Origin of the sequence: Mycobacterium sp. E796, assembly GCF_001672815.1 — a bacterium.
Lineage (GTDB): Bacteria > Actinomycetota > Actinomycetes > Mycobacteriales > Mycobacteriaceae > Mycobacterium.
Genome location: NZ_LZKK01000225.1, coordinates 1 through 26346 on the forward strand (window position 1 = coordinate 1; position 26346 = coordinate 26346).

Sequence of the window (26346 nt, forward strand, 5' to 3'; positions counted from 1 at the left end):
GCCGCCGCCGCCCCGGCGACGAGGACGGGCGCCCGCCCGAGAAGCGGATTGGCCGGCCGCTGGGGCCGCGGTGCGGGCGACGGATACGGGCTGTAACCGGTGTCGTCCGGGTTCGGGTAGACCGCCGAGAACGGCCGGGTGCGCTGCGGCGGGCTGGGCGGCGCCGGAGGCGGTGGCGGCAGCGGGGTCGACGCCGTCAGCCCGAACGCCGCCCTGGCCAGTTCACCCGCGCAGGAGAACCGCGCGGCGGGCTCCTTGGCCATCCCGCGGGCGATGACGTCGTCGAGCGCCTTGTCGATCCCCCGACGCATGATGCTCGGCCGGGGCGGCGGCATCTGCAGGTGCGCGGTGATCAGCTGCGGGATCTCCGCGCCCTCGAACGGCGCTTGACCGGTGAGGCACTCGTAGAGCACGCAGGCCAGCGAGTAGACGTCGGTCTGCGGTCCGACTGGGCCCCCGCTGAATCGTTCCGGCGCCATGTAGGCGCACGATCCGATCAACGGTCCGCCCGCCGTCACGCTCGGATCGCCGTGCGCCTGAGCCAGGCCGAAGTCGACGAGGTACGCGAAGTTGTCCGGGGTGAGCAGCACATTTTCCGGCTTCACGTCGCGATGAACCAGGCCCTCGGCATGGGCCGCGTCCAGCGCGGTCGCGACCTGCGCCGTGATCGCCGCGGCCTGCCCGGGATCGAGCGCGCCCCGCTCGCGAAGCAGGTCCTTCAGGCTGCCCCCGTCGACCAGGCGCATGTCGATGAAGAGCACCCCGTCGATCTCGCCGAAGTCGTGCACCGGGATGACGTGCGGTTCCTGCAATCGCGCCGCCAGCTGCGACTCTCGCCGAAACCGCTGCTGAAAACCCGGGTCAGCCGCCAGCTCGGGGCGCAACAGCTTGAGCGCGACCATCCGGCCCTTGCGCGTGTCGTAGGCGCGGTACACCTCGCCCATTCCGCCCGCGCCGATCAGCGATCGCAGCTCGTAGGGCCCGAATCGAGTGCCGACGCGCGAGCGACGATACGGCGTAAACAATCGACATCCTTTCGCTCGGCCTGCACGAGGGTTCCCACATCGAGCGTGCAGATAACGGCGCCGGCTCGAGTCACAAGAAGTCAGGGATGTGCCGATGTGCCCGCCTCTCAGCGACAACCGACGGCACCCCTCGGAATTTGTCGCTCTGAGGCGGGCACAACGGGTGCCGCCTTTTCCAGGGACGCATGTGGCCAATGTGACTCACATGCCAAAGTGCGTGCGACCCACGGCCGCAACGGCTTCCGAAGGCCCGCTCACCGAAACCTGCGCCGCCGCTTGGCGCCCAAACAAATACAGCAACAATTCACCGGGCTCACCGCTGAGCCGCGCCAGCGGCGCACCGGATCGAACCGTCACCCGCTCACCGGCACCCGCCCACTCGACCTCTAGCCCGCACCCCCGGAGCCGACGGCTCAAAAACCGCCCCCCGCGGCGCACGTTTCGCCACAGCCCGGCGTCCATCGAAGGCCCAAGGCTGCGAACCCCCAGCCCGTTGGCCCGCCGCACGTCCTCGTGGTGAACGAAGAACTCGTTGAGGTTCGCCAAGGAGCGCACCCACCCGATCCGGAAGAACCCGACGGGCGGGCCGGACCGGATGCGCGCGACCAGCTCGGCAAACTCCGAGTGCCCGGCCAACGCGGCGCGACGCCGCTCGGCGAACGCGGCGAACGGACCGGGCAAAACCATGCACGGACCGGCGACAACATCGTGTTCGCGCAACACCAGGTGCGCGGCCAGATCGTGAGAGGTCCACCCGTCGAGCAGGGTGGGAGCCGACGGGCCAAGCTCGTCGAAAAGATCGCACAGCGAACGGCGCTCGGCAGCATCCAGCACCACAACGCCGGAGTCTACGGGCACCTCTTTACAGTGGGGCAATGCAGAAGGCTCGACTCATCGACAACCTCCGCCAGGCAGCGTCTCTTGTGGTCACGGCGGTAACGGCCACCTCCACCCTCAACGCCTACCGCCCGCTGGCCCGCAAGGGGTACCTCTCGGTGTTCTCGTGGTTTTTCGGCCTCGTCGTCACGGAGTTACCGCTGCAGACGATGGCCAGCCAGCTCGGCGGGCTGGCGTTGACGGCGCGCCGGCTCAACCGGCCGGTGCGAATCCTCGCCTGGCTGACGGCGGCCGTCTCTGCCGCGGGCCTGCTCAACTTCAGTCGCGCCGGCCACCAGGCCAACGTGCCGCTCTCCAAGGCGCTCGACGACGGCCTGGGCCCGTCCCGGCGCACCGACTCGGCCGACCTGTGGCGCCGCCCCAAAGGCCCCGGCATCGCCAAGGCGCCCGGGCTGCTGCGGATGATGCGGATCTACCGCGACTACGCCCACGACTCCAACATCAGCTACGGCGAATTCGGCAGCGCCAACCACCTCGACATCTGGCGCCGCCCCGACCTCGACCCGAATGGCAAGGCACCGGTGCTGTTCCAGATCCCCGGCGGCGCCTGGACGACGGGAAACAAACGCGGACAAGCGCATCCGCTGATGAGCCACCTCGCCGAGCTCGGCTGGATCTGCGTGGCGATCAACTACCGGCACAGCCCGCGCAACACCTGGCCCGCGCACATCGTCGACGTCAAACGCGCCCTCGCGTGGGTCAAACAGCACATCGCCGAGTACGGCGGTGACCCCGACTTCATCGCCATCACCGGCGGTTCGGCCGGTGGCCACCTGTCGTCGCTGGCGGCGCTGACGCCCAATTACCCGCAATTCCAACCGGGATTCGAGGACGCCGACACCCGGGTGCAGGCGGCTGTGCCCTTCTACGGGATCTACGACTTCACCCGCCTCGACGATTCGATGCACGCGATGATGCCCGGGCTGCTCATCAAATCGATCATCAAGCAACGGCCCTCGACGCACCTCGAGACCTTCAAAGCCGCGTCGCCGATCCATCACGTAAACGCCGACGCTCCCCCGTTTTTCGTGCTGCACGGCACGAACGACTCGCTGGCCTTCGTCGAGCAGGCCCGCGCGTTCACCACCAGGCTGCGCGAGGTCAGCAACCAGCCCGTCGTTTACGCCGAATTGCCTTACACCCAGCACGCTTTCGACATCTTCGGCTCGGCCCGCGCGGCGCACGCCGCAGTCGCCGTCGAGCAGTTCCTGGCCGAGGTCTACGCGAGCACCCGGGCCACCACGTTCGCGACCATGGCCTCCGGCTCGGACTGAACCCCCACCGCGCTCAGCTCGCCGCCGATGGCGAGCGACGCGACGCCATGCACCAGCGCCCACAGCGGCGCGGCCACCGAACGCGGGTCCTGGCCGTCGACAACCCCCGTGAGCGCCTCGACCAGTTCGCCGAACGCCTGCTCCCCGGCCACCGCCAAGCCAGGGTGTTCCGCATTGCCGATGTCCGCGCCGAACATCACCCGGTAGTGGTCCGGATGGGCGACGGCCCAGCGGACGTAGGCGCGGCCAAGCTCGACCACACGCGCCTTCGGGTCCATCTCGGGGACCGCGACCAGCGCGGCGTGCAGCTCGCGGAAGCCCTGCTCGGCGACGGTGGCCAGCAGCGCGGCCTTGTCGGCGAAGTGCCGGTACGGGGCCGCGGCGCTGACGCCCGCGCGCCGCGCCGCCTCGGTCAGCGTGAAGCCCTTCGGCCCCTTCTCGGCCACCAGCGATAGCGCGGCACTGGTCAGCGCCCTTTTCAGGTCGCCGTGGTGATAGCTATCGCGCCGCGCCGGCGCAACCGAACGTGCCATGTTGACGACATTAACATTCGAGAGTATGTTAATGCTATTCACATCCCAGGAAGGGACAGGACCCATGACCACCACAACCATCGCCCGCGCCGGCGACCGCGACCGGCAAAACACCGCCACCCGACTGGGCCAGGCGCTCGCCCAGGGCTACCTGCAGCTCGACGAGTACGACCGCCGCCTCCAGGCCGCCTTCCAAACCCAGACCGCGGCAGAGCTCAAACACCTCGTCGCCGACCTGCCGCTGGATCGCATCCGGCGCGCCGACCCGCGCCGCCGCGCCGCCGCCGCTCGAAAGGCCCGCGCAAGCGTGCGCATCCACCTCGCCGCTTTCCTCGCGATGACTACGGTCGTTCTCACCGTCTGGGCGGCTACAGCCGTGACATACTTCTGGCCGATCTGGCCCATCCTCGGCGCGGGCATCGGCCTCGTCAGCCACACTCTGGCCGTCCGGCCGATCGCCAAAACAGTTGAATATCAAGGGGTTTAGCAATGTCGACCGCAGTGATAACCGGCGCCAGCTCCGGACTGGGCGCAATCTTCGCCCAGCAGCTCGCCCAACGCGGCCACGGCCTCGTGCTCGCCGGCCGCGACGAAACCCGCCTCAAGGCGGTGGCGCAGCAGATCGACCAGGACGCCGAACTCGTCGTCGGCGACCTGGGCACCGACGAAGGCACCAACGACCTCATCGCCCACCTGGCCGGCAAAGACGTCGACGTCCTGGTCAACAACGCCGGGTTCGGCACCTACGGCCCGTTCGCCGAGGTCGACGCGCAGCGCGAGCACGAGCTGGTCGCCGTCAACGTCGACGCGCTGGTGCGGCTGACCCACGCCGTGCTTCCGGGCATGCTGGCCCGCGGGCGCGGCGGGATCCTGAATGTCGCGTCCACCATCGCCTTTCAGCCCGGGCCGTATCAGGCCACCTACGGCGCGTCGAAGGCGTTCGTGCTGTCGCTCAGCCAGGCCCTGTGGGCGGAGACCCGCAAATCCGGCGTCACCGTGACGGCGCTCTGCCCCGGCCCCACCCGCACCGGCTTCGTCGACGCCCTCGGCGAAGACGTCTCGCACACCGCCGTCTATCGGCGCCTCGCGGCGCCCGAACCCGTCGTCGCCGCCGGGCTGAAGGCCTTGGACAGGGGGCGCCCCGTCGTCGTCCCCGGGTTCCGCAACCGGTTCACGTCGACGTTCGCCCGCCTGGGACCCGGTTCGATCTCGGCGCGCGTCGTCGGCCGGATGCTGCAGCCCACGAAGGCCTAGCCGAATATCGGGAAGCGCCGCTTGGCTGCCAACGCGTCCAGGCCCTTTTGCATCAGGCCGCGCACCAGCGCGTCGATGTGCTCCACGTCGGGCGAATCGCCGAATTCGGTTGCCACGTCGACCGGCTTCAGCACCTCGGTGACGATCTTGGTGGGCAGCGGCACGTTGACCGGGGCGAGGACGCTCAGCCCGAACGGCCACCCGAAAGTTATTGGCAGGATGTCGGTTCGGAAGTACTTGCGCTCGAACTTGGTGAGCCGCAGCAGGCGCGACAACCAGGTGCCGCGGCTCAAGTACAGCTGGCCCTCCTGGCCGCCAATCGATACCGCCGGCACGATCGGCACCCCCGCCTCCATGGCCGTGGTGACATAGCCGGTCCGGCCGCCGAAGTTGATGACGTTCTCGCGCATGCTCGGCCGGTAGACGTCGAAATCCCCGCCCGGAAAGACCAATACGACGGCACCGGAAGCCAATGCCTTGACGGCGTTTTCACGCGTTGCGCGAATCACCCCCGTGCGGTTGAGGAATTCGCCCGCCACCCCACCGAATAGCGTGTCAAACCCAAGCGCGTAGAGCGGGCGCTCGTAGCCGTATTTGTCGTAATAGTCGACGGCGAACACCGACAGGTCGAACGAAGTCAGCCCGCCGGAATGGTTCGACACCACCAGCGACGCGCCGGAAGGGATATTGTCCAGGCCGCGCACTTCCGAACGGAAATAGTGCTTGACGATCGGCCGGGTCAGCGCGACGACGTGCTCGGTCAGGCCCCGATCCCATTTGTCGATATCGGTCGAATCGCCATGCCTGACGCTCATACCCCGATCTTCAGCCGACCGCAAGGCAGCGAATAGGGCATTTGGTCAACTCGGCGATTTCCCGCCCATAAGGCGCTCCGCCCCCGCGTGCACTCGTTTGCCAGAGACGTCTACTGCACCGTGACGTTGGCCGTGTAGGTGCACGCCGTCTTCGAGTCCTTGCCGACGATGCTCGAGTAGGCGGTGCTGATCGTCGTCCTCCCCGGCTTCAACGCCTCGAACGTCCAGACCTCCGTGCCCGGCGCCCCCAGCGCGTCGGAGGTCGGTTGCACGAACTCGTGGCTGGTTTGCTTGACGACGGTCGGATCGCCGATCTTCGTGTTGATCGTCCACCGGTACGGGGTGGTGTAGTTCGACCCCAACCTCAGGGTCAGGGTGTTGCCGACGCCCAGCGTGACGTCCTGCGTGATGGCGTTCTGCTTCAGCACGTCACCCATCGCGACCCCGAGGGTCTGGTTTGTCGGCGGGTTTCGGGACGCAAAATGGCAGCCCACGGCCGTCGAGCCCGCGAGCAGGGCGACTGCGAGGAGCAGTCTGGTCTTCACGAAATTCCCCCTTCGATTTCGCCTCAGCACCCTAATATCCCAGGCCCGGGTGAGAGCGAGGTGTCGCCGCAGGTGGAACCCGTCGCACGGCGTTTTGCGGCGCGCGTTTGCTGAAGCTCGGGTAGCTTCTGTGCATGTTTGGCATCATCCGGCCCTGCCGTCATCGGCTCGGCGGCGAGCTCGCGGACGCCTGGCGAGCCCAGTTGTGTGGATTGTGTCTGGCGCTGCGCGACGACTACGGCCAGGTCGCGCGGATCGCCACCAACTACGACGGGTTGGTGGTCTCCTTGCTGGTCGAGGCGCAGTCAGCCGGGCAGCCGACGCGCCGCAAGGCCGGGCGTTGCGCGCTGCGCGGGATGCGGCGGGCCGACGTGGCCACCGGTGACTGCGTGCGTTTGGCCGCAGTGGTCTCGCTGGCGCTGGCCGCCGCGCGGATGCGCGACCACGTCGAGGACCGCGACGGCTTGGTCGGCGTGGCCGGAGTTCGCCCGGCGGCGCGGCGCATCGCCGAGCGCTGGGTGCGCCAGGGCACCGACGCCGGTCACACCCTGGGCTTCGACACCGGCGTGCTCGTCGCGGCGATCGACCGCCAGGCCGCGCTCGAAGCCTCCGCCGGCCCGGGCAGCCCGCTGTTGGCGGTGACCGAGCCCACCGAGACCGCGGTCGCCGAAGCCTTCGCGCACACCGCCGTGCTGGCCGGGCGTCCCGGCAACGCCGCCCCGCTGCGCGAGATCGGGCAGTTTTTCGGCCGCGTTGCGCACCTGCTCGACGCGGTCGAGGACTACCGCGACGACGCCGCGCGCGGCAAGTGGAACCCGTTGGCGGCCACCGCGACTCCCGTCGAAGAGGCCCGCGCGCTGTGCGATGACGCGGCCCTGGGCATCGAGCTGGCGCTGGCCGACGTCGAGTTCACCGACGGGCGCCTAGCCCAGCGGCTGCTCACCGGCGAAGTGCGCCGCGCCATCAAACGCACCTTCAGCCACGCCGGGTACACGGCGCAAAGCGGGACGCCGCGCGGCCAGCAGGAGCCGATCAACTTCGGCAACCAGCCCGGCGGCCCCGGCGAGCCGACCGACGAGGGCGAGACCCCCAACCCCGGGAAACGCAAGAAGGGCGGCGACGGCACCTGCTTGTGCTGCTGCGAGGGCTGCGACTGCTGCTGCGACGACTGTTGCTGCGATTGTTAGGTGATGACCACTGACGGCCGCGAGGGCATCGACGCGTTCGTGAACAAGCGGGCGGCCAAGTTCGCCTGAACTGGGGACCACACGACTCCCAAACTTGATAGCGCCGGCGCTATCGCATTTGAGATTCGCCTGGCACCCCTCAAAACCCCAAGCCGCGCAAGTCGTATCCGTCCGGCAGGATGGGCCAGGTGTTTGGCCTCGTCCTGATCGTCGCGCTCGTCTCCACCGTCATCGTGGGGACGGTCATCGGCCGGCGCTACCGCGTGGGTCCCCCGGTGCTGCTCATCTCGCTGGGCGCGCTGCTGGGCCTCATCCCCAGCTTCGGTCACGTGCACGTCGACGGTGAGGTCGTGCTGCTGCTGTTCCTGCCCGCGATCCTCTACTGGGAGGGCATGAACACCAGCTTCCGCGAGATCCGCGCCAACGCGCGCGTCATCGTCCTGCTCAGCATCGCCCTGGTGATCGCCACCGCGGCGGCGGTGTCATGGACGGCCCGATCGCTGGGCATGGACCCCCACGCGGCGGGCGTCCTGGGCGCCGTGCTGTCCCCCACCGACGCCGCCGCCGTCGCCGGCCTGGCGAAAAAGCTGCCACGCCGCCAGCTGACCGTCCTGAAGGCCGAGAGCCTCATCAACGACGGCACCGCGCTGGTGCTGTTCGCCGGCAGCGTCACCGTGGCCATTGGGGGGTCCGCGATCAGCCCGCTCGAAGTGAGCGGCCGGTTCATCCTGTCCTACCTCGGCGGCATCGCCGCCGGCCTATTAGTCGGCGGGTTGGTGGTGCTGGCGCGCAAGCGAATCGACGCGCCGCAGGAGGAAGGGGCCATGAGCCTGCTGACGCCGTTCGCGGCGTTCCTGCTGGCCCAGGCATTCGACTGCAGCGGCGTGGTCGCGGTCATGGTGTCGGCCCTGGTCCTCGCCTACGCCGGGCCGGTGGTGATCCGAGCCCGGTCCCGCCTGGCGGCCTTCGGGTTCTGGGACATCGCGACCTTCCTGCTCAACGGCTCGCTGTGGGTGTTCGTCGGCGTGCAGATCCCGGGCGCGCTGCACGGCATCTCGCACGTCGACGGCGGCCTTCGCCACGCCGCCTACATCGCCCTGGCCGTCACCGGTGTGGTGATCTTCTCCCGCATCGTGTGGGGCGAAATCACCACCGGCCTGATTCGCCTCATCGATCGCCGGCAGGTCCAGCGAGAGCGCCGCGCCCCCTGGCGTCAGCGTTTCGTCATCGCCTGGGCGGGATTCCGCGGGGCCGTGTCGCTCGCCGCGGCGCTGGCCGTCCCAGCCACCACTCTCAACGGCACGCCCTTCCCCGACCGGAGCCTGCTGATCTTCATCGTGACCTTCGTCATCCTGGTCACCGTGTTGGTCCAGGGCAGCACGCTGCCCGCCGTGGTCCGCTGGGCCAAGATGCCCGAAGACCTCACCTACGTCCAGGAGCTGGAAATGGCCCGTTGCCGGGGCATTCAAGCGGCGCTCGACGCGCTCCCAACGGTCGCCGACGAGGTCGGCATCAGCGAGGAGCTGCTGGGGCGGCTGCGAAAGGAATATGAAGAGAAGGCCGCACTGGTCAAGGCCACCGAAGACGGGTCCACCAGCCACAAACTGGTCAAGGGCAAGGAGAAGGTGCGACGGGTGCGCCTGGGCGTGCTCGATCACAAGCGGCGCGAAATCACCGCCCTGCGCAACCAAAACCTCATCGACGACATCGTGCTGCGCGAGCTGCAGAACGAGATGGACCTCGAGGAAGTTCAACTGCTCGACGCCGCCGACGAAGAGTAGGCGCCCTGGTGTTGCAGACGGTCGCCATCCGCGGATACCGGTCGCTGCGCGAGGTGATCGTGCCGCTGGGGCGGCTCTCCGTCGTCACCGGGGCCAACGGCGCCGGGAAGTCGTCGCTGTACCGCGCGCTGCGGCTGCTGGCCGATTGCGGCCGAGGCGAGGTGATCGGCTCGCTCGCCCGCGAGGGCGGACTGCAATCGGTGCTGTGGGCCGGGCCCGAGCAGCTCGGCGGCGCCCGACGCACCGGCAAGGCCCAGGGCACGGTGCGCACCCGGCCGGTGTCGCTCGAAATGGGCTTCGCCGCAGACGATTTCGGCTACCTGGTGGACCTCGGCATCCCGCAGATGGCGGGGATCGCGTCGGCGTTCGGCCGCGATCCCGAGATCAAACGGGAAGCGGTGTTCGCCGGCCCGGTGCTGCGGACCGGCGCGACGCTGGTGCGCCGAACCCGGGATTTCGCGGAGGTCAGCGCCGAGTCGGGCCGAGGGTTCGACGAGCTGAGCCGGTCCTTGCCGTCGTATCGCAGCGTGCTGGCCGAGTACGCCAACCCGCACGCGCTGCCCGAACTCGCGGCCGTGCGCGAGCGGCTGCGCGGCTGGCGCTTCTACGACGGCTTCCGCGTCGACGCCGGGGCGCCCGCCCGGCACCCGCAGGTGGGCACGCGCACGCCGGTGCTCTCCGACGACGGCCACGATCTTGCCGCCGCGATCCAGACCATTATCGAGGCGGGTTTCGACGACCTCGCCCGCACCGTCGCCGACGCGTTCGACGGCGCCACCGTCTCGGTCGCCGTCCACGACGGAGTGTTCGACCTCCAGCTGCGCCAGCGCGGCATGCTCCGCCCGCTGCGGGCGGCCGAATTGTCCGACGGCACACTGCGATTCCTGCTCTGGGCCGCCGCACTGCTCAGCCCGCAAGCGCCCTCACTGATGGTCCTCAACGAACCCGAGACCTCCCTGCACCCGGAACTGGTGCGCCCCCTCGCCTCGCTGATCCGCGCCGCCGCCGCGCGGACACAGGTTGTGGCGGTCACCCATTCGCGGGCGCTGCTCGAGGCCGCCGGCGACGACACCGTCGAGATCGAGCTGTACAAGGAATGGGGCGAAACGCGCATCACCGGCCAGGGCCTGCTGACGACGCCGCCCTGGGAATGGGGCAAACGCTAACCTTGCCCAGCAGGCAATCTTGCCCACCGTGCAACTTTCCCGTACGTTGGTGCCCGTGACCGACCCGTCCCTCGGACTGCGCGAGCGCAAGAAGGCCGATACCCGGCGCGCGCTCAGCGACGCCGCGCTGAGCCTGGCGTTCGAACGCGGGCTGGACAACGTGACGCGCGACGAGATCGCCAACCTGGCCGGGGTGTCGCTGCGCACGTTCAACAACTACTTCAACGGCAAGTACGAGGCGCTCGCCTACCGGCAGACCGAGCGCATGCGCCGCAGCGTCGCCGCGCTGCGGCAGCGCCCCGCCGGCGAGCCGCTGTGGACGTCGATCGCCCACGTCGTGCTCGAGGCCATCGAGGCCGATTTCGGCGACGTCTACGGCGAGGAGAACCGGGTGCCCAGCCGTCAAGAGCTCGTCGAGGTCCGAAAGCTGCTGATGAATCCTCAGGTGCGTAATGCGTTGCCGCAGGACCTCTTTGACGAGTGGCTCGCGGTCATCGCCGAACGCACCGGCACCGATCCCGAGCGCGACCTGTACCCGCGGCTGGTGGTGGCCGTCGTGCGAGCCGTCGGCGACGCCGCCGCGGAGGCCTACGTGCGCGCGGACCCGCCCGTCGCCATCACCGAGCTGATCCGCGCCGGCTTCGCCACCGTCAAGGCGGGCCTGCCCGAACCCACCCAGCACGGAGGCAGACCATGACTGACGAACACGCCGACGTCGTCATCGCCGGCGCCGGCCCCAACGGGCTGATGCTGGCCTGCGAGTTGGCGCTGGCGGGCATCCGGCCCGTCGTGCTCGATCCCCTGCCCGGGCCGAGCGCGGAGCCCAAGGCCAACGGCCTTATTGGGCAGGTGGTCCGGATGCTCGACATGCGTGGGCTGTATCGCGAGTTCACTGGCGACCCCAACCCGCCGCAACCCGTCTACGGCTGGATCTTCGCGGCCATGACCCTGAATTTCCTTGGCATGCCCGACAATCCGATGTACGCGCTGCCCATGCAACAGCCCCGACTGGTGCGGATGCTGGAGAAGCGGGCGCGCGACCTCGGGGTGGACCTGCGCTGGGCACACGAGCTCACCGGGCTGCGCCAGGAGCCCGAATCCGTTGAGGTGGTGGTAAGTTCGCCCGAGCGCGAGTACCGCATCGGAGCGCGATACCTGGTCGGCGCCGACGGCGGACGCAGCCTGGTGCGCAAGACCGTGGGCATCGACTTCCCGGGCCACACGTCGCAGACCGTCGGCCGGCTCGCGCATGTGCAGGTCCCCGACGAGCTGCGCCGCCCAGACGGCGGCATCGACATCCCGAGCTTCGGAACGCTCCGGTTCGGCCACACCCGGTTGGACACCGGCGGAGTGATCTACGCCGAGTTCGAGCCGGGCCGCTCGCTGTTCGGCACCATCGAATTCTCACCGCCGGTGGAGGACAAACCGATGAGCCTGGCCGAGCTGCGCGAAAGCGCGCGCCGCGTCCTCGGTGTTGACGTCGCGTTCGGCGAGCCCAAAGGCCCTGGGCCGCATGCCCTTCGCCGGATCAACGGGCAGAACACCCGGCACGCGGAACGTTACCGCGACGGGCGGGTCCTGCTGCTCGGCGATGCCGCCCACGTGCACAGCGCCATGGGCGGGCCGGGCCTCAACCTCGGTCTGCAGGACACGCTGAACCTCGGCTGGAAGCTCGCCGCCCAGCTCAACGGCTGGGCGCCCGCCGGGTTGCTCGACACCTACGAGTCCGAGCGCCACCCGGTGGGCGAGCGCGTGATGATGCAGTCCATGGCCCAGACCGCGCTCATGGCGCCGGGCCCCGAAGTCGCCGCGCTGCGAACGCTTTTGGGCGAGCTTTTCGCCCTGCCCGACACCGCGAGGCACATGGCTAGGCTGCTGGCCGGCAACGACGTCCGCTACGACGTGGGCGACGACCACCCGCTCTCGGGCTGGCCCGTGCCCGAACTCACCCTCGACGACGGACGGCGTGTCGCCGAGCTGCTGCACGACGCGCGGCCCATCCTGCTCGACCTCGACTGCGGCGCCGAGGCCACGGCGCGGGGATGGCTGGATCGCGTCGACGTCGTCCGCGCGGCCGCTGCCGACCCGCCCGCCGCCGCGGCGCTGATCCGGCCCGACGGATACGTCGCGTGGGCGGCGGACGCGCTCGGGCCGGACGAAGAGGCCGGCCTGCGCACCGCGCTGGAGCGGTGGTTCGGGCCCGAGTCGAGCGGCTAGCCGCGCCAGCGACCAGACTGGGCTCCATGGCCCCCACAAATCCCGGCGAACCGGTGCGCAGCGCGCAAAAGATCGTCGAGGTGCTCGCGGCGCAGGGCGTCGAGTACATCTTCGGCGTGCCCGGAGCCAAGATCGACGCCGTCTACGACGCCCTGGTCGACGGCGGGCCAAAACTGGTCGTGTGCCGTCACGAACAAAACGCGGCGTTTATCGCGGGGGCGATCGGCCGGCTCACCGGCAACCCCGGGGTGGTGCTGGTGACGTCGGGACCGGGTACGACCAACTTGGCGACCGGACTGCTCACGGCCAACACCGAACAGGATCCGGTGGTCGCGCTGTGTGGCGCGGTGAGCCGCGAAGACCGGCTCAAGCGCACCCACCAGTCGATGGACGCCGCGGCGATGCTGCGGACGGTCACCAAGTTCACCGGCGAGGTCAACGACCCGGACAACGCGGCCGAGGCGACGATCGGCGCGTTCCGCGCCGCTCTTGGCGAGCCTCGCGGGGCCGCCGCCGTCGTGCTGCCCGCCGACGTCCTGGCCGCTCCCACGACGGCCGGCATCGCGGTGCGGCTGCCGATCCCGCCGCTGGCGGCGGCCCCCGCGCTCGCCATCGCCGAGGCGGTCGGGCTCATCCGCAACGCGCGGCGGCCGGCGCTCCTGGTCGGGATACGTGGCGCCGACCCGGACAGCTGCGCGGCGCTGCGCGCCCTCGTTGCGGCGACCGGGCTGCCCGTGGTGGAAACCTTTCAGGCCGCGGGGGTAATCTCCCGCGCGCTCGAGGATCACTTCCTGGGCCGCGTGGGCCTGTTCCGCAACCAGCCCGGCGACGTCATCCTCGATCACGCCGACGTCCTGGTCACCATCGGCTACGACTCCGTCGAATACGACCCGGTGCTGTGGAACAACGACGCAAAGCTGCACGGGCGCACCGTCATCCACATCGACTCGATACCCGCCGACATCGACAACCATTATCAGCCGGCCCTGGAGCTGCTCGGCAACGTCGCGGCCACCCTCACCGAGTTGACCGGCAACCTCGCCGGCCTCACGCTCACCGACGAGTATCGGGGCCAGATCGATTGCCAGCGAAAAGCGTTGGCAGACATAGACAACGCCGCACGCAACCAAGCGCCGAGCGGGCCCGGGCTCAACCCGGTCGCGGTCACATTGCGCCTGCGCGAGGAACTCGACGACACCGCCACCGTCACCTGCGACATCGGCTCCGTCTACATCTACATGGCGCGCCACTTTCGAATCTACGAGCCCCGGCGCCTGCTGTTTTCCAACGGGCAGCAGACCTTGGGCGTGGCCTTGCCCTGGGCGATGGCCGCCTGCCTGGTGCGGCCGGGCACACCCGTCGTGTCGGTGTCCGGCGACGGCGGATTCCTGTTCTCCGCCCAGGAACTCGAGACCGCGACCCGCCTGGGCCTGACGTTCACCCACATCATCTTTCGCGACAACACCTACGACATGGTCGGCTTCCAGGAACAGCTGAAGTATCAGCGCAAGTCCGGCGTGCAACTCGCCGACTACGACATTGTCAGCTACGCGGCCGCTTTCGGTGCCCGCGGATACCGGGTGAATTCGCTCGACGAGTTCGGCGCCACCTTGCGCCAGGCGCTGGCCGAGGAGGGGCCGACCCTGATCGACGTCCCGGTGGACTACAGCCGAAACACCGATCTCGCCGCACACCTGCACGACGACCCCTTCGAATGAGCTGGGACCATGAGTAACGCATACGAGCTTTTCCGCCATTGGGCTGCAACGGTTCTCGGACATCACCACGACGATGAGGTGTATCAGTTCTCGACGATCAGCGCCCTGCTCGACGGCGTGTACGACGGCGACGCCACCGTTGCCGATATCCTTCGGCACGGCGACTTCGGCCTGGGCACCTTCAACCACCTCGACGGCGAAATGGTGATCCTCGACGGCATTTGCTACCGACTCCGCTCGGACGGGACCGCCACCCGGGCACAGCCAACGGACCGCACACCATTCGCGGCGGTCACGCGGTTCCACACCGACTTCGCGATCCCGATCCGGACGCGCACCGGGCGCGCGGAGGTGAGCGCGGCGATCGACCGCGAAATCCAAAGCCCCAACCTGATTTACGCGATCCGGATTGTCGGTGATTTCGCCGACCTGCACACCCGCACGGTGATGGAGCAAAAAGAGCCCTATCCCCCATTGACGGAAGCGACCGAGGACCAGGCCGAAACCGTATTCACCGACGTTTCGGGCACGGTGGTCGGGTTCCGCACCCCCGATTTCGAACAGGGCATCTCCGTGGCCGGATATCACCTGCACTTTCTCAATGAGGACCGGACCGGCGGCGGCCATGTCCTCGATTTCACCCTCGAGCGCGGCACGGTCTCGGTCAGCGGCGCCTCGCAGTTGCATCTGAGCCTGCCCACGTCCGGCGGGTTTCTCGGCGCGCAACTGGCCGGTGACGATCTCGCCGAGCGGATCGGGAAGGCCGAAGGGCCCAAAGGCGATGGGCGGTGAAGTCACATCCGCCACACGCGTATCCGTCCGAGCGGGCACCCTTTGTGCCCGCCTCGTAGCGACAACTGCAGGCGCACACTCGATCACGGCGGATTGTCGCTCGGAGGCGGGCACAAAGGGCATCCTTCCCGCCGGAGGCCAACGTGACGGGTGTGACAAGACGCTTAGCCGGCCGCTCCCTCAGCGGTAGATGTTGACGCTATCGGGCAACCGCAGGCGCGCTGGGTCGCCCCGGCCGGTGGCGGCCATTAGAAACTCGTGCACCGCCATGCCGGTTTGGCCCGGGAAGTGCTCAACCGAAACCCCCAACAGCTGGGCGACGGCCGGTTCCGCGGCGGCCTCGTCATCGCGCAGCAGGGCGCCGAGCACGAAATCGAGGGTGGCATGCAAGCCCGGCCCGGCGTCGAACGGCAGACCGAGCGCACAACGGATGTCGTCGCCGTGCAGGTAGGCGTCGTTCAGCAGCGCGTGCACGCCCTGGCCGAGGGTCAGCTCCGGCACCGGGCTGGGCGCCAACCACGTCGCGTCGTCGATCACCGCGGCAAGGCGCGCAACGGAATCCGCCGCGGCCCGTAGCCGCCCCGCGAGCGCGGCCGGTGATTCGCCGCGCAAGGCCGCCGCTTGGTCGTCGGGTGTGCGGGTGCCGATCGCGCCGCTGACGGTGTCGACGGCCTGACCCACCACGTGGCCGGCCACGTCACGCACCTGCCAGCCGGCGCAACGGGTTTCGCGCGTCCACCCCGATGCATCGAGTGCGCCGATGAGTTCGGCGAACGAGCGGTATTCGTCGACAAGGCCCGTGATCGTCGCGACTCGGTCGGGTCCGGGCCGCACGATCGTGGTCATCGCAACGCCTCCGCCACCGTCCGCAGCTGGCGCAGCTGCTCGATGAATCCGTCCGGGCCGAGCACGGCTATCCGGCAGACCAGGTCCCGCGCGCCCGCGTCGATATAGCCCGCCAGCCTCGCGATCACGGCGTCGGGCGTCCCCGCCGCGTACGTCTGGATCTGCTCGACGACATCGATGCCGAAACCGTATGTCTGGGTGGCGAAATGATCCAAAGCCGCCCGCCCGCCGTCGGGATCCTCGGTTATCAGCACGGTCACGAACAGCGCCGGCGTCACCGCGTCGGCGGCGCGGCCCGCGCCCTGGGCTGCGGCCCGCACCTCGGCGCGACCAGACGAATACGCCTGCGGTGCCGGAGGATACGGGAGCCATCCGTCGTACAGGCGGCCGGCGCGCGCACGCGCACCCGGCGTGTCCGCGGCCAGCCATACCGGCGGGTCGGACGCGTTGAACGGCGTGATGCCGGCCGGGATGTCGTCGAGATGCAACACCGCCCCGTGAAAAGAACTGGGCTCCTTGGTGTTCCACAGCTGGCGCCACAGCGTGACGGTGTCGTCGAGGCGCGCGAAGCGCCGGCGCCACGGGACCTCGGAGGCCGCGTACTCCACCTCGGACAAGCCCGGGAAGCCGGCGCCGACCGCCACCACCAACCGCCCGCCCGACAGCCGATCGATGGAGGCCAGAACCTGCGCGGTCTGCACCGGCCGCCGCAGCACGGGCTGCAGGGCGGCGGTCCCCAGGGTAATCCGGTCGGTGACCGCGGCCGCCGCCGACAGAAACGTCAGGGCTTCGATGCGCGGGCGCACCAACGAGTCGTTTGCCCACAGCGAGTCGAACCCCAGATCCTCGACGGCGCGGGCGAAGTCGAGGAGGCGGCGCAAGTCGGTACCGGCCCATGGTTCGGCGGCCAGGGGCGGCATCACACCGAGGCGGAGTGGCTGATTCATACGGCGATCGTGCCGCCCGCACTGGCGCGCGGCAATTCCCTCGAGGGAATAGCGGCCAGCGCCGCGAACGGGTTGACTGTTTGCATGTCGGTTTCGGTGCAGGGCGACTTCGGCACGGCGCTGCGGGAGTGGCGTAATCGGCGACGGCTCAGCCAGATCGACCTGGCCAACGATGCCGGCACCACCCAACGGCACCTGAGCTACTTGGAGCAGGGTCGATCGGTGCCGGGGCGCGACATCGTCAGCCGCCTGGCCGACTCGCTGCAGCTGTCGCTGAGGCAACGCAACTCGCTGCTCTCGGCGGCGGGGTTCGCGCCCGCGTACCCGGAGTCAGCGCCCGACGCGCCGCTGCTGCAACCGGTGCGGGAGGCGCTGCAGCATGTGCTCGACGGCCACCTGCCGTATCCGGCGATGGTCATGGACGGCTTCGGCGAGTTGGTCGCCGCCAACGGCGCCTTCGGACTGCTGACCGACGGGGTGGCGGAGTGGCTGCTGGAGGCGCCGGTCAACGTGTTGCGCGTCGCGCTGCATCCGGAGGGCATGGCGGCGCGCATCGTGAACCTCGACGATTGGCGGCGCCACATTCTGCATGGCCTACGCGAGCGCGGTCCACACCCGCGCATCGACGCGCTGATCGAGGAACTCGAGGGATACGGCGTGCCGGCGCCGGGCGGGCGGCCGATCGAATCGCTCGGGTTCGCGGTGCCGCTGCACCTGCGCTCTCCCGACGGTGACGTGCGGCTGATCGCGACGATCTCGACGTTCGTCACGGCGCTCGATGTCACCGTGTCGGAGCTGCGCCTCGAGGCGTTCCTGCCCGCCGACCGCGAAACCGCCGCGATTCTCGCCCGCCGTCACGGCGGGTGAGGCGAATTCACGGACTGTTCAGGTACGCGACGGTTCCACATCGATGAATGCACATACGCGCCGCGTGTCCTCACGTTATGCGTGTTGCACAGGTCGCCAACTTTTATGGCCCTCGCTCCGGCGGCCTGCGCACCGCGGTGGACCGGCTCGGCGCCGAATACTGCGCCGCCGGGCATGAGGTGTTCCTGATCGTCCCCGGCCGAAACGCCGAACGCACGGAGCTGCCCACGGGCGTGGTGCGAATAACCATGCCGGCCCGGTTGATTCCCTTCACCGGCGGCTACCGCGCGGTGATGCCGGGACCCGTCAAGGCGCTGCTGGCGGCGCTGAAGCCCGACGCGTTGGAGGTCTCCGACCGGCTCACCCTGCGGTCGCTGGGGCCGTGGGGCCGCGAATATGGCGCCAACACGGTGATGATCTCCCACGAACGCCTGGATCGCCTTGTGGGGCAAGTGCTTCCGCGGCGCAGCGCGGAGAAGTTCGCCGACTTCGCCAACCGGCGAACCGCCGCCAACTACGACACCGTGGTGTGCACCACCGCGTTCGCGCGCGAAGAGTTCGACCGGATCGGCGCCACCAACACCGTCACCGTGCCACTGGGCGTGGATCTGCAGACGTTCCACCCGCGCCGGCACTCCTACCTGGTGCGGCGGCGCTGGGCCACCCCGGAACAGATCCTGCTGGTCCACTGCGGCCGGCTGTCGGTGGAAAAGCGCGTCGACCGCAGCATCGACGCCCTGGGCGCGCTGTGCCATGCCGGCGTCGACGCCCGGCTGGTCGTCGTGGGCGAGGGGCCGTTGCGGGCCAGGCTGGAAAGGCAGGCCTCCCGCCTTCCGATCGACTTCACCGGCTTCATCAACAACCGGCGCACCGTCGCCGAGCTGCTGGCCACGGCCGACGTGACGCTGGCGCCCGGCCCGCATGAGACGTTCGGGCTGGCCGCGCTCGAATCGCTGGCATGCGGGACACCGGCCGTCGTGTCGCGCACGTCGGCGCTGACCGAGATCATCACCCCGGACAGCGGCGCGCTCGCCGACAACGACCCCTTCGCCATCGCGTGGGCGGTCGGCGCGGTCGTCGGTCGGCCGGAACAGCACCGCCGTCGCTCCGCGCGGCGCCGCGCGGAGAACTTCACCTGGGAACGCGCCGCGGCGGGCATGCTGGCGTCGTTGGAAACCGGCGAAACCAAAGAAAGCGCCTAGCGCTCAAGCGAATTCAGAATCTGTACCGGACCACCACGGTGCCGATCAGGCGGGACAATCGCGCGCTCGGCGCGGCGAGGCGGGCCATCGCGCGCATCGTGAGCGGAAGCCCCGCGACTTCCGGGTCGCGGGTCAGGAAGATTTCCTCCACCAATTTGAGGCCGGGCACCCAGCTCTCGGGCTGACGGGGGTCGTTGAAACCGGGATTGACGACACCGCCCGCGATGGCGGCCATGCCGGGCGCGTGCTTCACCGCCCAAATGGCATTGCGGGTATAGAGATTGGATGCCAGCTCCCCGCCCGGAAAGTGACGGGCGAGTCGGTCCAGCAGGGAAACGAAGCCGTTCTGGGTGAGGAATGCGATGAGCCCATCAGCGACGATGATGGCCGGCCGCGAGCGCGGAACGTCGTCGAGCCAGTTCGGGTCGGTGAGATCCGCGCGGATGCTGTGCGCGTTCGCATGTTGCGGGACGACCCGGGAGCGTAGTGCGATGACTTCGGGGAAGTCGATGTCGTACCACGACACCGTCGGCGGCGGGTTGACGCGGAAGATCCGGGTGTCCAGCCCGGCGCCCAGGTCCAGGATCACGGGATCAGGGTGATCGGAGGCGAAGCGGCGCACCAGATCGTCGAGCGTCTTGGCCCGCACTGCGATGTCGAAAACCCTGGACCGCGGATCGAGCAGCCTGGATGTTAGGGCGGGAAACCGGGCCAGGTCGTAGCCGACCTCGCTGAGGATCTCGTCGGCCATGGTGTCGCCGAGGAACGGACGCGGCAAACGGCTGTCGAGGGCCCGGCCGCCGAGCGTCAGAAACAGGCTTTCCTGGGCGGGCGTGAAGGCCGGAAGGCTCATGGGCTGTCCCCCAACCAGTTTCGCGGCAGCGCCGCGACCAACGCCTCGACCTGCCCGCGCGTCAGCGTCGTGACGCTGCCGTCGGGAAGGCCGAGGATGCGGTCGATCGCGAGTCCGTGCAGGCCGAATCGCGTTGTCAGGCGGTCGATCGCCGCGTCGCGCGCGGACTCGTCGGGGGCCTGCAACACTTCGATGACGTTCGAGTTCGTACGCGCCGCAAGGGCGTAGATCATGTCGGCGACGCCCTCCGGGTCGAACGTGTCGAACAGGCCGCCGGCGACGCCGTCCGATATCAACCGCGTCAACAGCGGCAGGAACATGGCTTCCTCGACGGCGAGGATGCGTGCATACAGGTGCGCGTTGTCCGGACGCAGCAGCGACACCATCGCCGCCAGCTGTTCGGGTCCACCTGTCCTCATGTTCACGTCGAAACCGGCCCGCAAGACCGCGTTGAGCCGCGCCAGCGCGTTGCCGTCGCACGCGGCGAGGGCCTGCTCGACAAAAGCGAACGTCTCGGCCACGCTGCGCTCGGCGAGCGCGGCTATCAGCGCATCCTTGGACGGAAACCAATGGTAGAAGGCGCCTTTGGAGACCCCCGCGTCGGCGATCAGGTCGTTGAGGCTGACGTTGTCGTAGCCGTCGCGCAGGAATAGCCCCGCGGCCCGGTCGAGCAGCTCCGCGCGGCGGATATCCGGATGCTTAACTACCCGCGGCATTTGGGCGATCCGCGGCCTTGGGCCCACCGCGCTCCGGTTTCCAGCCGACGTAGGTCAGATACAGGCCGGCCGAGGCCAGACAGGCGAACAACACCCAGATCACCGCCGACGCGCCCGAGCTGTAGACGGCGTTGCCGGCCGCGTCATAGGCCCGGGGAACGGTCAGCAGGAGCAGGCCGCGTATCGCGAAGAACCAGCCGACGAGCGAGACGATGACGGCCGCGGGGGTCCGCCAGTACTGGTGAAACGCGACGATGAAAAGCCCGCCCATCAGGAGAATGGCGCCGTAGAGCCACGGCCACATCGGATTGGCCTTGAACTCGTTGAACAGCTCGACCATATAGTGCCCGCGCACCGCGACCGTGGTCGGCACGATGGTGAGGTACGGGCCCATCACGCGCGCGAACATGCGGGTGCGGAATTCTGACTGCTCGGATCGGCTCATTGCTACACCTCCCTGGTTACCAAAGAAGCGTAACCGACCAGTGGTCGGTATGCCAGACCGATGGTCGGTCATGCGATGACGCAGGAATAACCGCAGCTCAAGCCGACTCGGCGAGCAGACGCAAAAGCCCCCGCACGCTCGGCGTGTCGGGGGATTTTGCGTCTGCTCGCGGAGACCCGGGGTTATCCGCCGCCGCTGGGCTTGCTGGGAGCGTGCTTGCCCGGGCAGTAGTCCGCGGTGGCCGCGCCGATGAACGTCTCGGCTTGCGCCTGGGTCAGCTTGTGCGACCCGGTCAGCTGGTCGATCTCGTCCTTCTGGGTGTAGCCCGCCTCGAGGTCCGCGCACATGGTGCGTGCCATGTTCACGACCTGCGCCGGCGAACCCAAGTTGATGCCGTGCCCCGCCAGGTATTCCGCGAAGTCCTGGTCCGTCTGGTCGGCGTGCGCGACGGCTGTGGGCACCCACGTGAAAGCCAAGAACGCGCCGAACGCGACCGCAGAAAGCTTCTTCTTCATTTCCCCATCACTTTCGAAAACCACACGGGCTGAAAGCCCACTGTAATTAATCCTCGCGTGCGAGCGGTTCCATGGTCAATAGTCTTCTCGCGGGACCGCACGCCGAAAGCCAAACTTCAATCCGCCGTTCAGTTTTAGTTCTGGTCGAGTTTAATTCTGAACGCGCGGCCGACCTCGTCGGGGACCGCAAGTGTTCACCTCCGGTTCCGACGGCGTTTACTTCCCGGCACGCGGCTAGGCTCGCGAGAAGCGCAAGGAGGTGCACTAGTGGAGGCCCGCGACCAGGTCCTGATCACGGCCACCGAGCTGGCCGCCGCCATCGAGGGCGGCGATCCGCTCGCGATACTCGACGTGCGTTGGCGCCTCGACGAACCCGATGGCCGCGCGGCCTACCTGGAGGGCCACCTGCCGGGCGCGGTGTACGTGTCGCTCGAGGATGAGCTGAGCGACCATGGCCTGGCCGGCCGGGGGCGCCACCCGCTGCCGTCCGGGCGCAGCCTGGAAGCGGCCGCGCGCCGATGGGGCATCGACCAAGACGATTTGGTCGTCGTCTACGACGACTGGAACCGCGCCGGCTCCGCGCGGGCGTGGTGGGTGCTGACGGCGGCGGGGCTGGAAAACGTCCGCATCCTGGACGGCGGCCTGGCCGCGTGGCGCGCGTCGGGACGGGGCCTCGACACCGGCCCGGTCGATCCGCCGCCCGGGAATGTGGTTGTGCCGCACGATGATCTATATACGGGCGGACGACCCACGTTGGCGGCCGCCCAAGTTGGCGAGGTTGTGACGCTGCTCGATGCTCGTGCCCCCGAACGGTTTCGCGGCGACGTCGAACCCCTCGACCCCGTCGCCGGCCACATTCCCGGCGCGAAAAACCTTCCCAGCGGCGCGGTCCTGGCGGGCGACGGGACCTTCGTCGGCGATTACGCGCTTGACCAACTGCTGTCCGACCACGGCATCGATCGCGAGGGCCCGGTGGGCGTCTATTGCGGCTCGGGTGTCACCGCGGCCATCACGATCGCCGCGCTGGCCGCGGCCGGCCGAGAAGCGGCGCTGTATCCGGGGTCGTGGTCGGAGTGGTGTTCGGATCCCAGCCGCCCGGTCGCCCGCGGCCCCGAGTAACTCAGACGCCGGCCCAGCTCTGCAGGAAGGCCGCGGTCACCCGGGCCGCGTTTTCCGCCGCGATCTGCTTGTAGAAGAAGAACTCGAACGGGAACCCCGGCAGGCCCAGCGGGTCGCCGGCCCCGTCCGAAATCCCGCGGATGCCCAGGAACGGGACGCCGTGCGCGTCGGCGACCGCCTGGACCGCCGCCGTCTCGTTGTCCGTCGCGTCGAAGGCCGGGTTGGCCGTCGACGCGATGTTCAGATTGCTGATCAGGGAGTTCCGCAGCCACGGACCTGCCGCCTGAAAGAAGTTGCCGGTGTAGAAAAGCGAGCGATCCGGCGCGCTGCAGGGTTGGCAGCCGAAGACGTCGCCGCCGTTCGGTATGCACGGGAACGCGCGGCCGTTGTTGTTGTCGGAGCTGAAGCCGTCACCGCCGACCACCAGCCTCGGCTGGCGCTTCAGGTTGATCAGCTTGACGCGGGGCGCGTTCTTGCACAGGCAGATCGGATTACCAAGGTAGTTAACGCTTTCCAGGTCGACGCTCAAACCCTGGGCCGCGTCCAGCATGCCAGGGTCGACCGGGTGAAACGTCGCGCCCTGATCCAGGCTCCAGCGCGCCGGCACCGCCACGTCCCCAATGTTGACGCGCGCGCCGCCCCCGGCGACGCCCGAGAACACCACCGCGCCAACGGAAACCGACGACGCGCAGGTGAACCGCGCGAAGGCGGTCTGGGCGGTCTTGGTCGCGTTCACCAGGCCGATGCCCGTCATCGCCACGATCACCTTCTTGCCGCCGATCGTCCCGAGGTAATAACGCCGGCGGTCGGACCGCACCACCGGGTGGGGGTCCAGCGCGGTGAGGGACAGCACGGCATCGGCCTCGGCCGGGAAGGCGGACAGCACCAGCGTGCGCTGTTCGCAGGAATCCGTCGTCACCTCCGGCGCGCCTGCGGGCTCGGCGGCGGCCACGCCGGCGCCCACCGACAGCGCGAGCGCCACCATGGCAGCGACGCGAAAAGGCTTGAGCACGATCCCCCTGGTTTTTTGTCGGTCATGAATGCCGAGACTCGCTGCCTTATCGACGTGGCTAATGTGATGGCTTGATTTTCGCGCATCGATGGCGCGGCTGAATATTCGTTATCGTTCTTTTTGTTTAGCGATTTCGTGTCGTTATTGCCGCTAGTCTCAACGGCGTGCTTGAAGTGATCGACAAGGGACCGAACGGCGGCTCCGGCAAAACGCCCTTGTTGTTCGTCCACGGCGCCTGGCACGGCGCTTGGTGCTGGGACGAACATTTCCTGGACTTCTTCGCGGCGAAGGGCTATCGGTCGGTGGCCGTCAGCCTGCGCGGTCACGGGAAGAGCCCCGCACCCAAAGCGATGCAGTTCTGCTCGATGGCGGACTTCGTCGACGACGTCGCCTCGGTCGCCGACGGCCTGCCCGAACGACCGGTGGTGATCGGGCACTCCATGGGCGGCTTCGTGGTGCAGAAGTATCTCGAGTCGCACGACGCGCCAGCCGCCGTCCTGCTCGCGTCCGTGCCGCCCAGCGGGATCGCCAGGTTCCTGCTGCGCCGGTTCAGGCTGCACCCGTGGCTCACCGCCCGGCACCTGGCCATCACCAAATCCAAGGCGAGTATGGGCCGCACACCCGAATTGGCCCGCGAAAGCTTCTTTTCCGACTCGACTCCCCTCGCCGCCGTGGCGCGCTACGCAGCCGGGCTTGACGAGGAGTATGTGGGCAAACACGTGCTCGGCATGCTGTGGCTCGATCTGCCGAAGCCGTCCCTCGTCAACACCCCGATGTTGGTCCTCGGGGCCGAAAACGACATCCTTTTCTCGACGCGGGAAGTGCGGGCGACCGCGAGCGCATATCGAACCGAGGCGGAGTTCATTCCGGGAATGGCGCACGACATGATGCTCGAGCCCGGGTGGGCCGACGTGGCCGAGCGAATTCACGCCTGGCTCCAAACCCGTTGTCCGACGGCGTCGCCGAAATGACCGGGCGGCTCGACGGCAAGGTCGCGATCATCACTGGCGCCAGCAGCGGCCTGGGGCCGGTGATGGGGTCACTGTTCGTCGCGGAAGGCGCCCGGGTGCTGCTGGCCGCGCGGCGCCAAGAGCTGGTCCGCGACGCCGCGACAGCGGCCGGTCCAGGCGCCGTCGCGATGCGCGCCGACGTCACCGACGAGGACGACGTCGCCGCCATGGTGACGCGGGCCGTCGACGAGTTCGGCCAGGTGGACATCCTGTGCAACAATGCCGCCGCGCCCGGCCAGGACCGCTGGATATGGGAGCAGACGCTGGACAACTGGAACGCGACCATCGCGATCGACGTCACCGCGGCCATGCTGTGCACCCGCGAGGTGCTCAACCGGTCGATGCTGCAACGCCGGCGAGGGGTCATCCTGAACTTCTCCTCGACGGCCAGCTACGGCGGGATGGTCCGCAAGACCCACTACGTCGCGGCCAAGGCGTCGCTGCGCGCGTTCACCAAAGCCGTTGCGCTAGAGGTCGGTCCGTACGGCATCCGGTGCAACTGCATCGTGCCCGGCGCCATCGACACCGAGCTGTTTCGCAAGTGGGTGCAACGCACCGCCGACGAGCAAGGGGTCGACTACGAAACCCAACGCGCCAGGTCACTCAAAGGGGTAGCGCTGCAGGACATTTCCTCGCCCGAGGACGTCGCCAACCTGGCGCTGTTCCTGGCCAGCGACGAGAGCCGAACCATCACCGGCCAATCCATCCCCGTCGACGCCGGAGGGTACATGCAGGGATGAGGACCGCTGCAGTCAAACTATCGGTGGCCACGCCCGTGGTGACCATGCTTCCGGGGAGCAGCGAGTGGACCCGAAACGCGTCCATCGACGATCTCGCCCAAATCGCCGAGGCCGCAGACCGACTCGGCTATCACCACCTGACCTGTAGCGAGCACATCGCGCTGCCCGCCGCCGAGCGCGATCGCCGCGGCGCACGCTACTGGGATCCGTTGGCCACGCTGGGCTACCTCGCGGCGCGCACCCGGCGGATCCGGTTGGCCACCCATGTGCTGGTGCTCGGGTACCACCATCCGCTCGAGATCGCCAAACGCTACGGCACCCTGGACAAGGTCAGCAACGGCCGGCTCATTCTCGGGGTCGGGGTGGGCAGCCTCAAGGAGGAGTTCGAGCTCCTCGGCGCCCCGTTCGACGACCGCGGGCCACGCGGTGACGACGCGCTGCGCGCGCTTCGCGCCTCGCTGTCGGTCCCCGAACCCGCCTACCACGGCGAGTTCTATTCGTTCGGCGGGATGGTCGTCGACCCCTGCGCGGTCCAGGAACGCGTCCCCATCTGGATCGGTGGGCGCACGCTGCGATCGCTGCGCCGCGCCGCGACCCTGGCCGACGGCTGGGCCCCCTTCAACGTCAGCCCGCAGCAGGTCCGAGAATGGCTGGGCCGCTTCGACCTTCCGCCCGGATTCGAGGTCGTGCTGCCGCCGTCGGCGCCGCTGGATCCCATCAACGAGCCGGAACGCACCCGCGACGCGCTCGGCGAGCTCGGCGCGCACGGCGCCACCATCGTCAGCGCGATCTTCAAACACGCCTCGCTGCGGCAGTATCTGGACAATCTGGCGGCGCTCGCCGAACTGAAAACGTCTTAGGAAAGGGCTT

28 protein-coding genes are annotated in these 26346 nt (G+C 68.8%); 16 read left to right on the plus strand and 12 right to left on the minus strand.

All coding sequences use genetic code 11. The features are described from left to right. Nucleotides 1–1025 (minus strand): serine/threonine-protein kinase (locus tag A5706_RS16350; protein WP_156767172.1); only part of this gene is annotated, 1025 nt, incomplete at its 3' end. A gap of 201 nt (nucleotides 1026–1226) precedes the next feature. Further along, a complete protein-coding gene (locus A5706_RS16355; protein WP_231985325.1) occupies nucleotides 1227–1883 on the minus strand; it encodes a TIGR03085 family metal-binding protein in 657 nt (218 codons plus the stop codon). A gap of 17 nt (nucleotides 1884–1900) precedes the next feature. On the opposite strand from A5706_RS16355, the gene A5706_RS16360 reads away from it, so the two are divergent. Then, nucleotides 1901–3196, plus strand: a complete 1296-nt coding sequence (locus A5706_RS16360; RefSeq protein WP_068132428.1) for an alpha/beta hydrolase — start codon at nucleotides 1901–1903, stop codon at nucleotides 3194–3196. On the opposite strand, the gene A5706_RS16365 is transcribed toward A5706_RS16360, so the two are convergent. Continuing rightward, entirely contained in the window at nucleotides 3142–3729 is a 588-nt protein-coding gene (locus A5706_RS16365) for a TetR/AcrR family transcriptional regulator (RefSeq protein WP_068132430.1), read from the minus strand. The genes A5706_RS16360 and A5706_RS16365 overlap by 55 nt on opposite strands. A 64-nt stretch (nucleotides 3730–3793) precedes the next feature. On the opposite strand from A5706_RS16365, the gene A5706_RS16370 reads away from it, so the two are divergent. Both A5706_RS16370 and A5706_RS16375 read left to right on the plus strand, forming a co-directional pair. Beyond that, complete coding sequence (locus A5706_RS16370; protein WP_068132433.1) at nucleotides 3794–4216, plus strand: DUF1707 domain-containing protein; 423 nt, start codon at nucleotides 3794–3796, stop codon at nucleotides 4214–4216. Between the two features lie 2 nt (nucleotides 4217–4218). Beyond that, complete coding sequence (locus tag A5706_RS16375; protein WP_068132434.1) at nucleotides 4219–4983, plus strand: SDR family oxidoreductase; 765 nt, start codon at nucleotides 4219–4221, stop codon at nucleotides 4981–4983. Here A5706_RS16375 and A5706_RS16380 read toward each other — a convergent pair. Both A5706_RS16380 and A5706_RS16385 read right to left on the minus strand, forming a co-directional pair. Continuing rightward, nucleotides 4980–5798, minus strand: a complete 819-nt coding sequence (locus A5706_RS16380; protein ID WP_068132436.1) for a lysophospholipid acyltransferase family protein — start codon at nucleotides 5796–5798, stop codon at nucleotides 4980–4982. The genes A5706_RS16375 and A5706_RS16380 overlap by 4 nt on opposite strands. A 110-nt stretch (nucleotides 5799–5908) precedes the next feature. Further along, complete coding sequence (locus A5706_RS16385; protein ID WP_068132438.1) at nucleotides 5909–6343, minus strand: protease inhibitor I42 family protein; 435 nt, start codon at nucleotides 6341–6343, stop codon at nucleotides 5909–5911. 134 nt (nucleotides 6344–6477) lie between these two features. On the opposite strand from A5706_RS16385, the gene A5706_RS16390 reads away from it, so the two are divergent. From A5706_RS16390 to budA, 7 genes are all read left to right on the plus strand, one after another. Next, complete coding sequence (locus A5706_RS16390) at nucleotides 6478–7530, plus strand: DUF5685 family protein (RefSeq protein WP_068132440.1); 1053 nt, start codon at nucleotides 6478–6480, stop codon at nucleotides 7528–7530. Between the two features lie 188 nt (nucleotides 7531–7718). Further along, the gene (locus A5706_RS16395; protein WP_068132534.1) at nucleotides 7719–9311 is read left to right on the plus strand and encodes a Na+/H+ antiporter; all 1593 of its coding nucleotides are present in this window, start codon (nucleotides 7719–7721) and stop codon (nucleotides 9309–9311) included. 8 nt (nucleotides 9312–9319) lie between these two features. Then, nucleotides 9320–10477, plus strand: coding sequence for an AAA family ATPase (locus A5706_RS16400; RefSeq protein WP_068132441.1), 1158 nt, complete (start codon nucleotides 9320–9322; stop codon nucleotides 10475–10477). Nucleotides 10478–10532: 55 nt separating this feature from the next. Further along, nucleotides 10533–11174 carry a TetR/AcrR family transcriptional regulator gene (locus A5706_RS16405; RefSeq protein WP_068132444.1) on the plus strand — a complete coding sequence of 214 codons (642 nt, stop codon included), beginning with the start codon at nucleotides 10533–10535 and terminating at the stop codon, nucleotides 11172–11174. Beyond that, nucleotides 11171–12694 (plus strand): FAD-dependent monooxygenase, encoded by a 1524-nt coding sequence (locus A5706_RS16410; protein WP_068132445.1) that lies wholly within the window; start codon nucleotides 11171–11173, stop codon nucleotides 12692–12694. Before A5706_RS16405 ends, A5706_RS16410 begins: the two co-directional genes overlap by 4 nt. Nucleotides 12695–12720: 26 nt before the next feature. Continuing rightward, nucleotides 12721–14412 (plus strand): acetolactate synthase AlsS, encoded by a 1692-nt coding sequence (gene alsS / locus A5706_RS16415; protein WP_068132447.1) that lies wholly within the window; start codon nucleotides 12721–12723, stop codon nucleotides 14410–14412. A gap of 9 nt (nucleotides 14413–14421) precedes the next feature. Further along, on the plus strand, nucleotides 14422–15204 hold the full coding sequence (gene budA, locus A5706_RS16420) for an acetolactate decarboxylase (RefSeq protein WP_082964434.1): 783 nt from the start codon (nucleotides 14422–14424) through the stop codon (nucleotides 15202–15204). A 180-nt stretch (nucleotides 15205–15384) separates the two neighbouring features. On the opposite strand, the gene A5706_RS16425 is transcribed toward budA, so the two are convergent. Both A5706_RS16425 and A5706_RS16430 read right to left on the minus strand, forming a co-directional pair. Beyond that, nucleotides 15385–16050, minus strand: a complete 666-nt coding sequence (locus A5706_RS16425) for a maleylpyruvate isomerase family mycothiol-dependent enzyme (RefSeq protein WP_068132451.1) — start codon at nucleotides 16048–16050, stop codon at nucleotides 15385–15387. Next, nucleotides 16047–16997: an LLM class flavin-dependent oxidoreductase gene (locus A5706_RS16430; protein ID WP_068132453.1), complete on the minus strand. Its 951-nt coding sequence runs from the start codon at nucleotides 16995–16997 to the stop codon at nucleotides 16047–16049. The genes A5706_RS16425 and A5706_RS16430 overlap by 4 nt, the downstream gene beginning before the upstream one ends. A gap of 84 nt (nucleotides 16998–17081) precedes the next feature. Here A5706_RS16430 and A5706_RS16435 point away from each other — a divergent pair, with 84 nt between their 5' ends. Both A5706_RS16435 and A5706_RS16440 read left to right on the plus strand, forming a co-directional pair. After that, the gene (locus A5706_RS16435; RefSeq protein ID WP_068132455.1) at nucleotides 17082–17864 is read left to right on the plus strand and encodes a helix-turn-helix domain-containing protein; all 783 of its coding nucleotides are present in this window, start codon (nucleotides 17082–17084) and stop codon (nucleotides 17862–17864) included. 77 nt (nucleotides 17865–17941) lie between these two features. Beyond that, on the plus strand, nucleotides 17942–19066 hold the full coding sequence (locus A5706_RS16440) for a glycosyltransferase (RefSeq protein ID WP_068132458.1): 1125 nt from the start codon (nucleotides 17942–17944) through the stop codon (nucleotides 19064–19066). A gap of 13 nt (nucleotides 19067–19079) precedes the next feature. Here A5706_RS16440 and A5706_RS16445 read toward each other — a convergent pair whose 3' ends face one another. The 4 genes from A5706_RS16445 to A5706_RS16460 form a co-directional block, all read right to left on the minus strand. Continuing rightward, nucleotides 19080–19919 (minus strand): class I SAM-dependent methyltransferase, encoded by an 840-nt coding sequence (locus A5706_RS16445; RefSeq protein WP_068132461.1) that lies wholly within the window; start codon nucleotides 19917–19919, stop codon nucleotides 19080–19082. Next, the gene (locus tag A5706_RS16450) at nucleotides 19916–20635 is read right to left on the minus strand and encodes a TetR/AcrR family transcriptional regulator (RefSeq protein ID WP_068132463.1); all 720 of its coding nucleotides are present in this window, start codon (nucleotides 20633–20635) and stop codon (nucleotides 19916–19918) included. The genes A5706_RS16445 and A5706_RS16450 overlap by 4 nt, the downstream gene beginning before the upstream one ends. Continuing rightward, the gene (locus A5706_RS16455; RefSeq protein ID WP_068132465.1) at nucleotides 20619–21080 is read right to left on the minus strand and encodes a hypothetical protein; all 462 of its coding nucleotides are present in this window, start codon (nucleotides 21078–21080) and stop codon (nucleotides 20619–20621) included. The genes A5706_RS16450 and A5706_RS16455 overlap by 17 nt, the downstream gene beginning before the upstream one ends. Before the next feature lie 182 nt (nucleotides 21081–21262). Further along, nucleotides 21263–21595, minus strand: a complete 333-nt coding sequence (locus tag A5706_RS16460; RefSeq protein ID WP_068132466.1) for a DUF732 domain-containing protein — start codon at nucleotides 21593–21595, stop codon at nucleotides 21263–21265. 267 nt (nucleotides 21596–21862) lie between these two features. Here A5706_RS16460 and A5706_RS16465 point away from each other — a divergent pair, with 267 nt between their 5' ends. Further along, a complete protein-coding gene (locus tag A5706_RS16465; RefSeq protein WP_068132467.1) occupies nucleotides 21863–22714 on the plus strand; it encodes a sulfurtransferase in 852 nt (283 codons plus the stop codon). Between the two features lies 1 nt (nucleotide 22715). Here the strand turns inward: A5706_RS16465 and A5706_RS16475 are convergent, their stop codons facing one another. Then, a complete protein-coding gene (locus A5706_RS16475; protein WP_231985326.1) occupies nucleotides 22716–23726 on the minus strand; it encodes a 5'-methylthioadenosine/S-adenosylhomocysteine nucleosidase in 1011 nt (336 codons plus the stop codon). A 164-nt stretch (nucleotides 23727–23890) separates the two neighbouring features. Between A5706_RS16475 and A5706_RS16480 the strand changes: the two genes are divergently transcribed. Genes A5706_RS16480 through A5706_RS16490 form a run of 3 tightly spaced genes read left to right on the plus strand, consistent with a single transcriptional unit; the run spans nucleotide 23891 to nucleotide 26336 of the window. Next, complete coding sequence (locus tag A5706_RS16480) at nucleotides 23891–24697, plus strand: alpha/beta hydrolase (protein ID WP_068132469.1); 807 nt, start codon at nucleotides 23891–23893, stop codon at nucleotides 24695–24697. Next, nucleotides 24694–25476 carry an SDR family NAD(P)-dependent oxidoreductase gene (locus A5706_RS16485; protein WP_068132471.1) on the plus strand — a complete coding sequence of 261 codons (783 nt, stop codon included), beginning with the start codon at nucleotides 24694–24696 and terminating at the stop codon, nucleotides 25474–25476. The genes A5706_RS16480 and A5706_RS16485 overlap by 4 nt, the downstream gene beginning before the upstream one ends. Next, nucleotides 25473–26336: an LLM class F420-dependent oxidoreductase gene (locus tag A5706_RS16490; RefSeq protein ID WP_068132472.1), complete on the plus strand. Its 864-nt coding sequence runs from the start codon at nucleotides 25473–25475 to the stop codon at nucleotides 26334–26336. Before A5706_RS16485 ends, A5706_RS16490 begins: the two co-directional genes overlap by 4 nt. Nucleotides 26337–26346 lie beyond the last annotated feature (10 nt).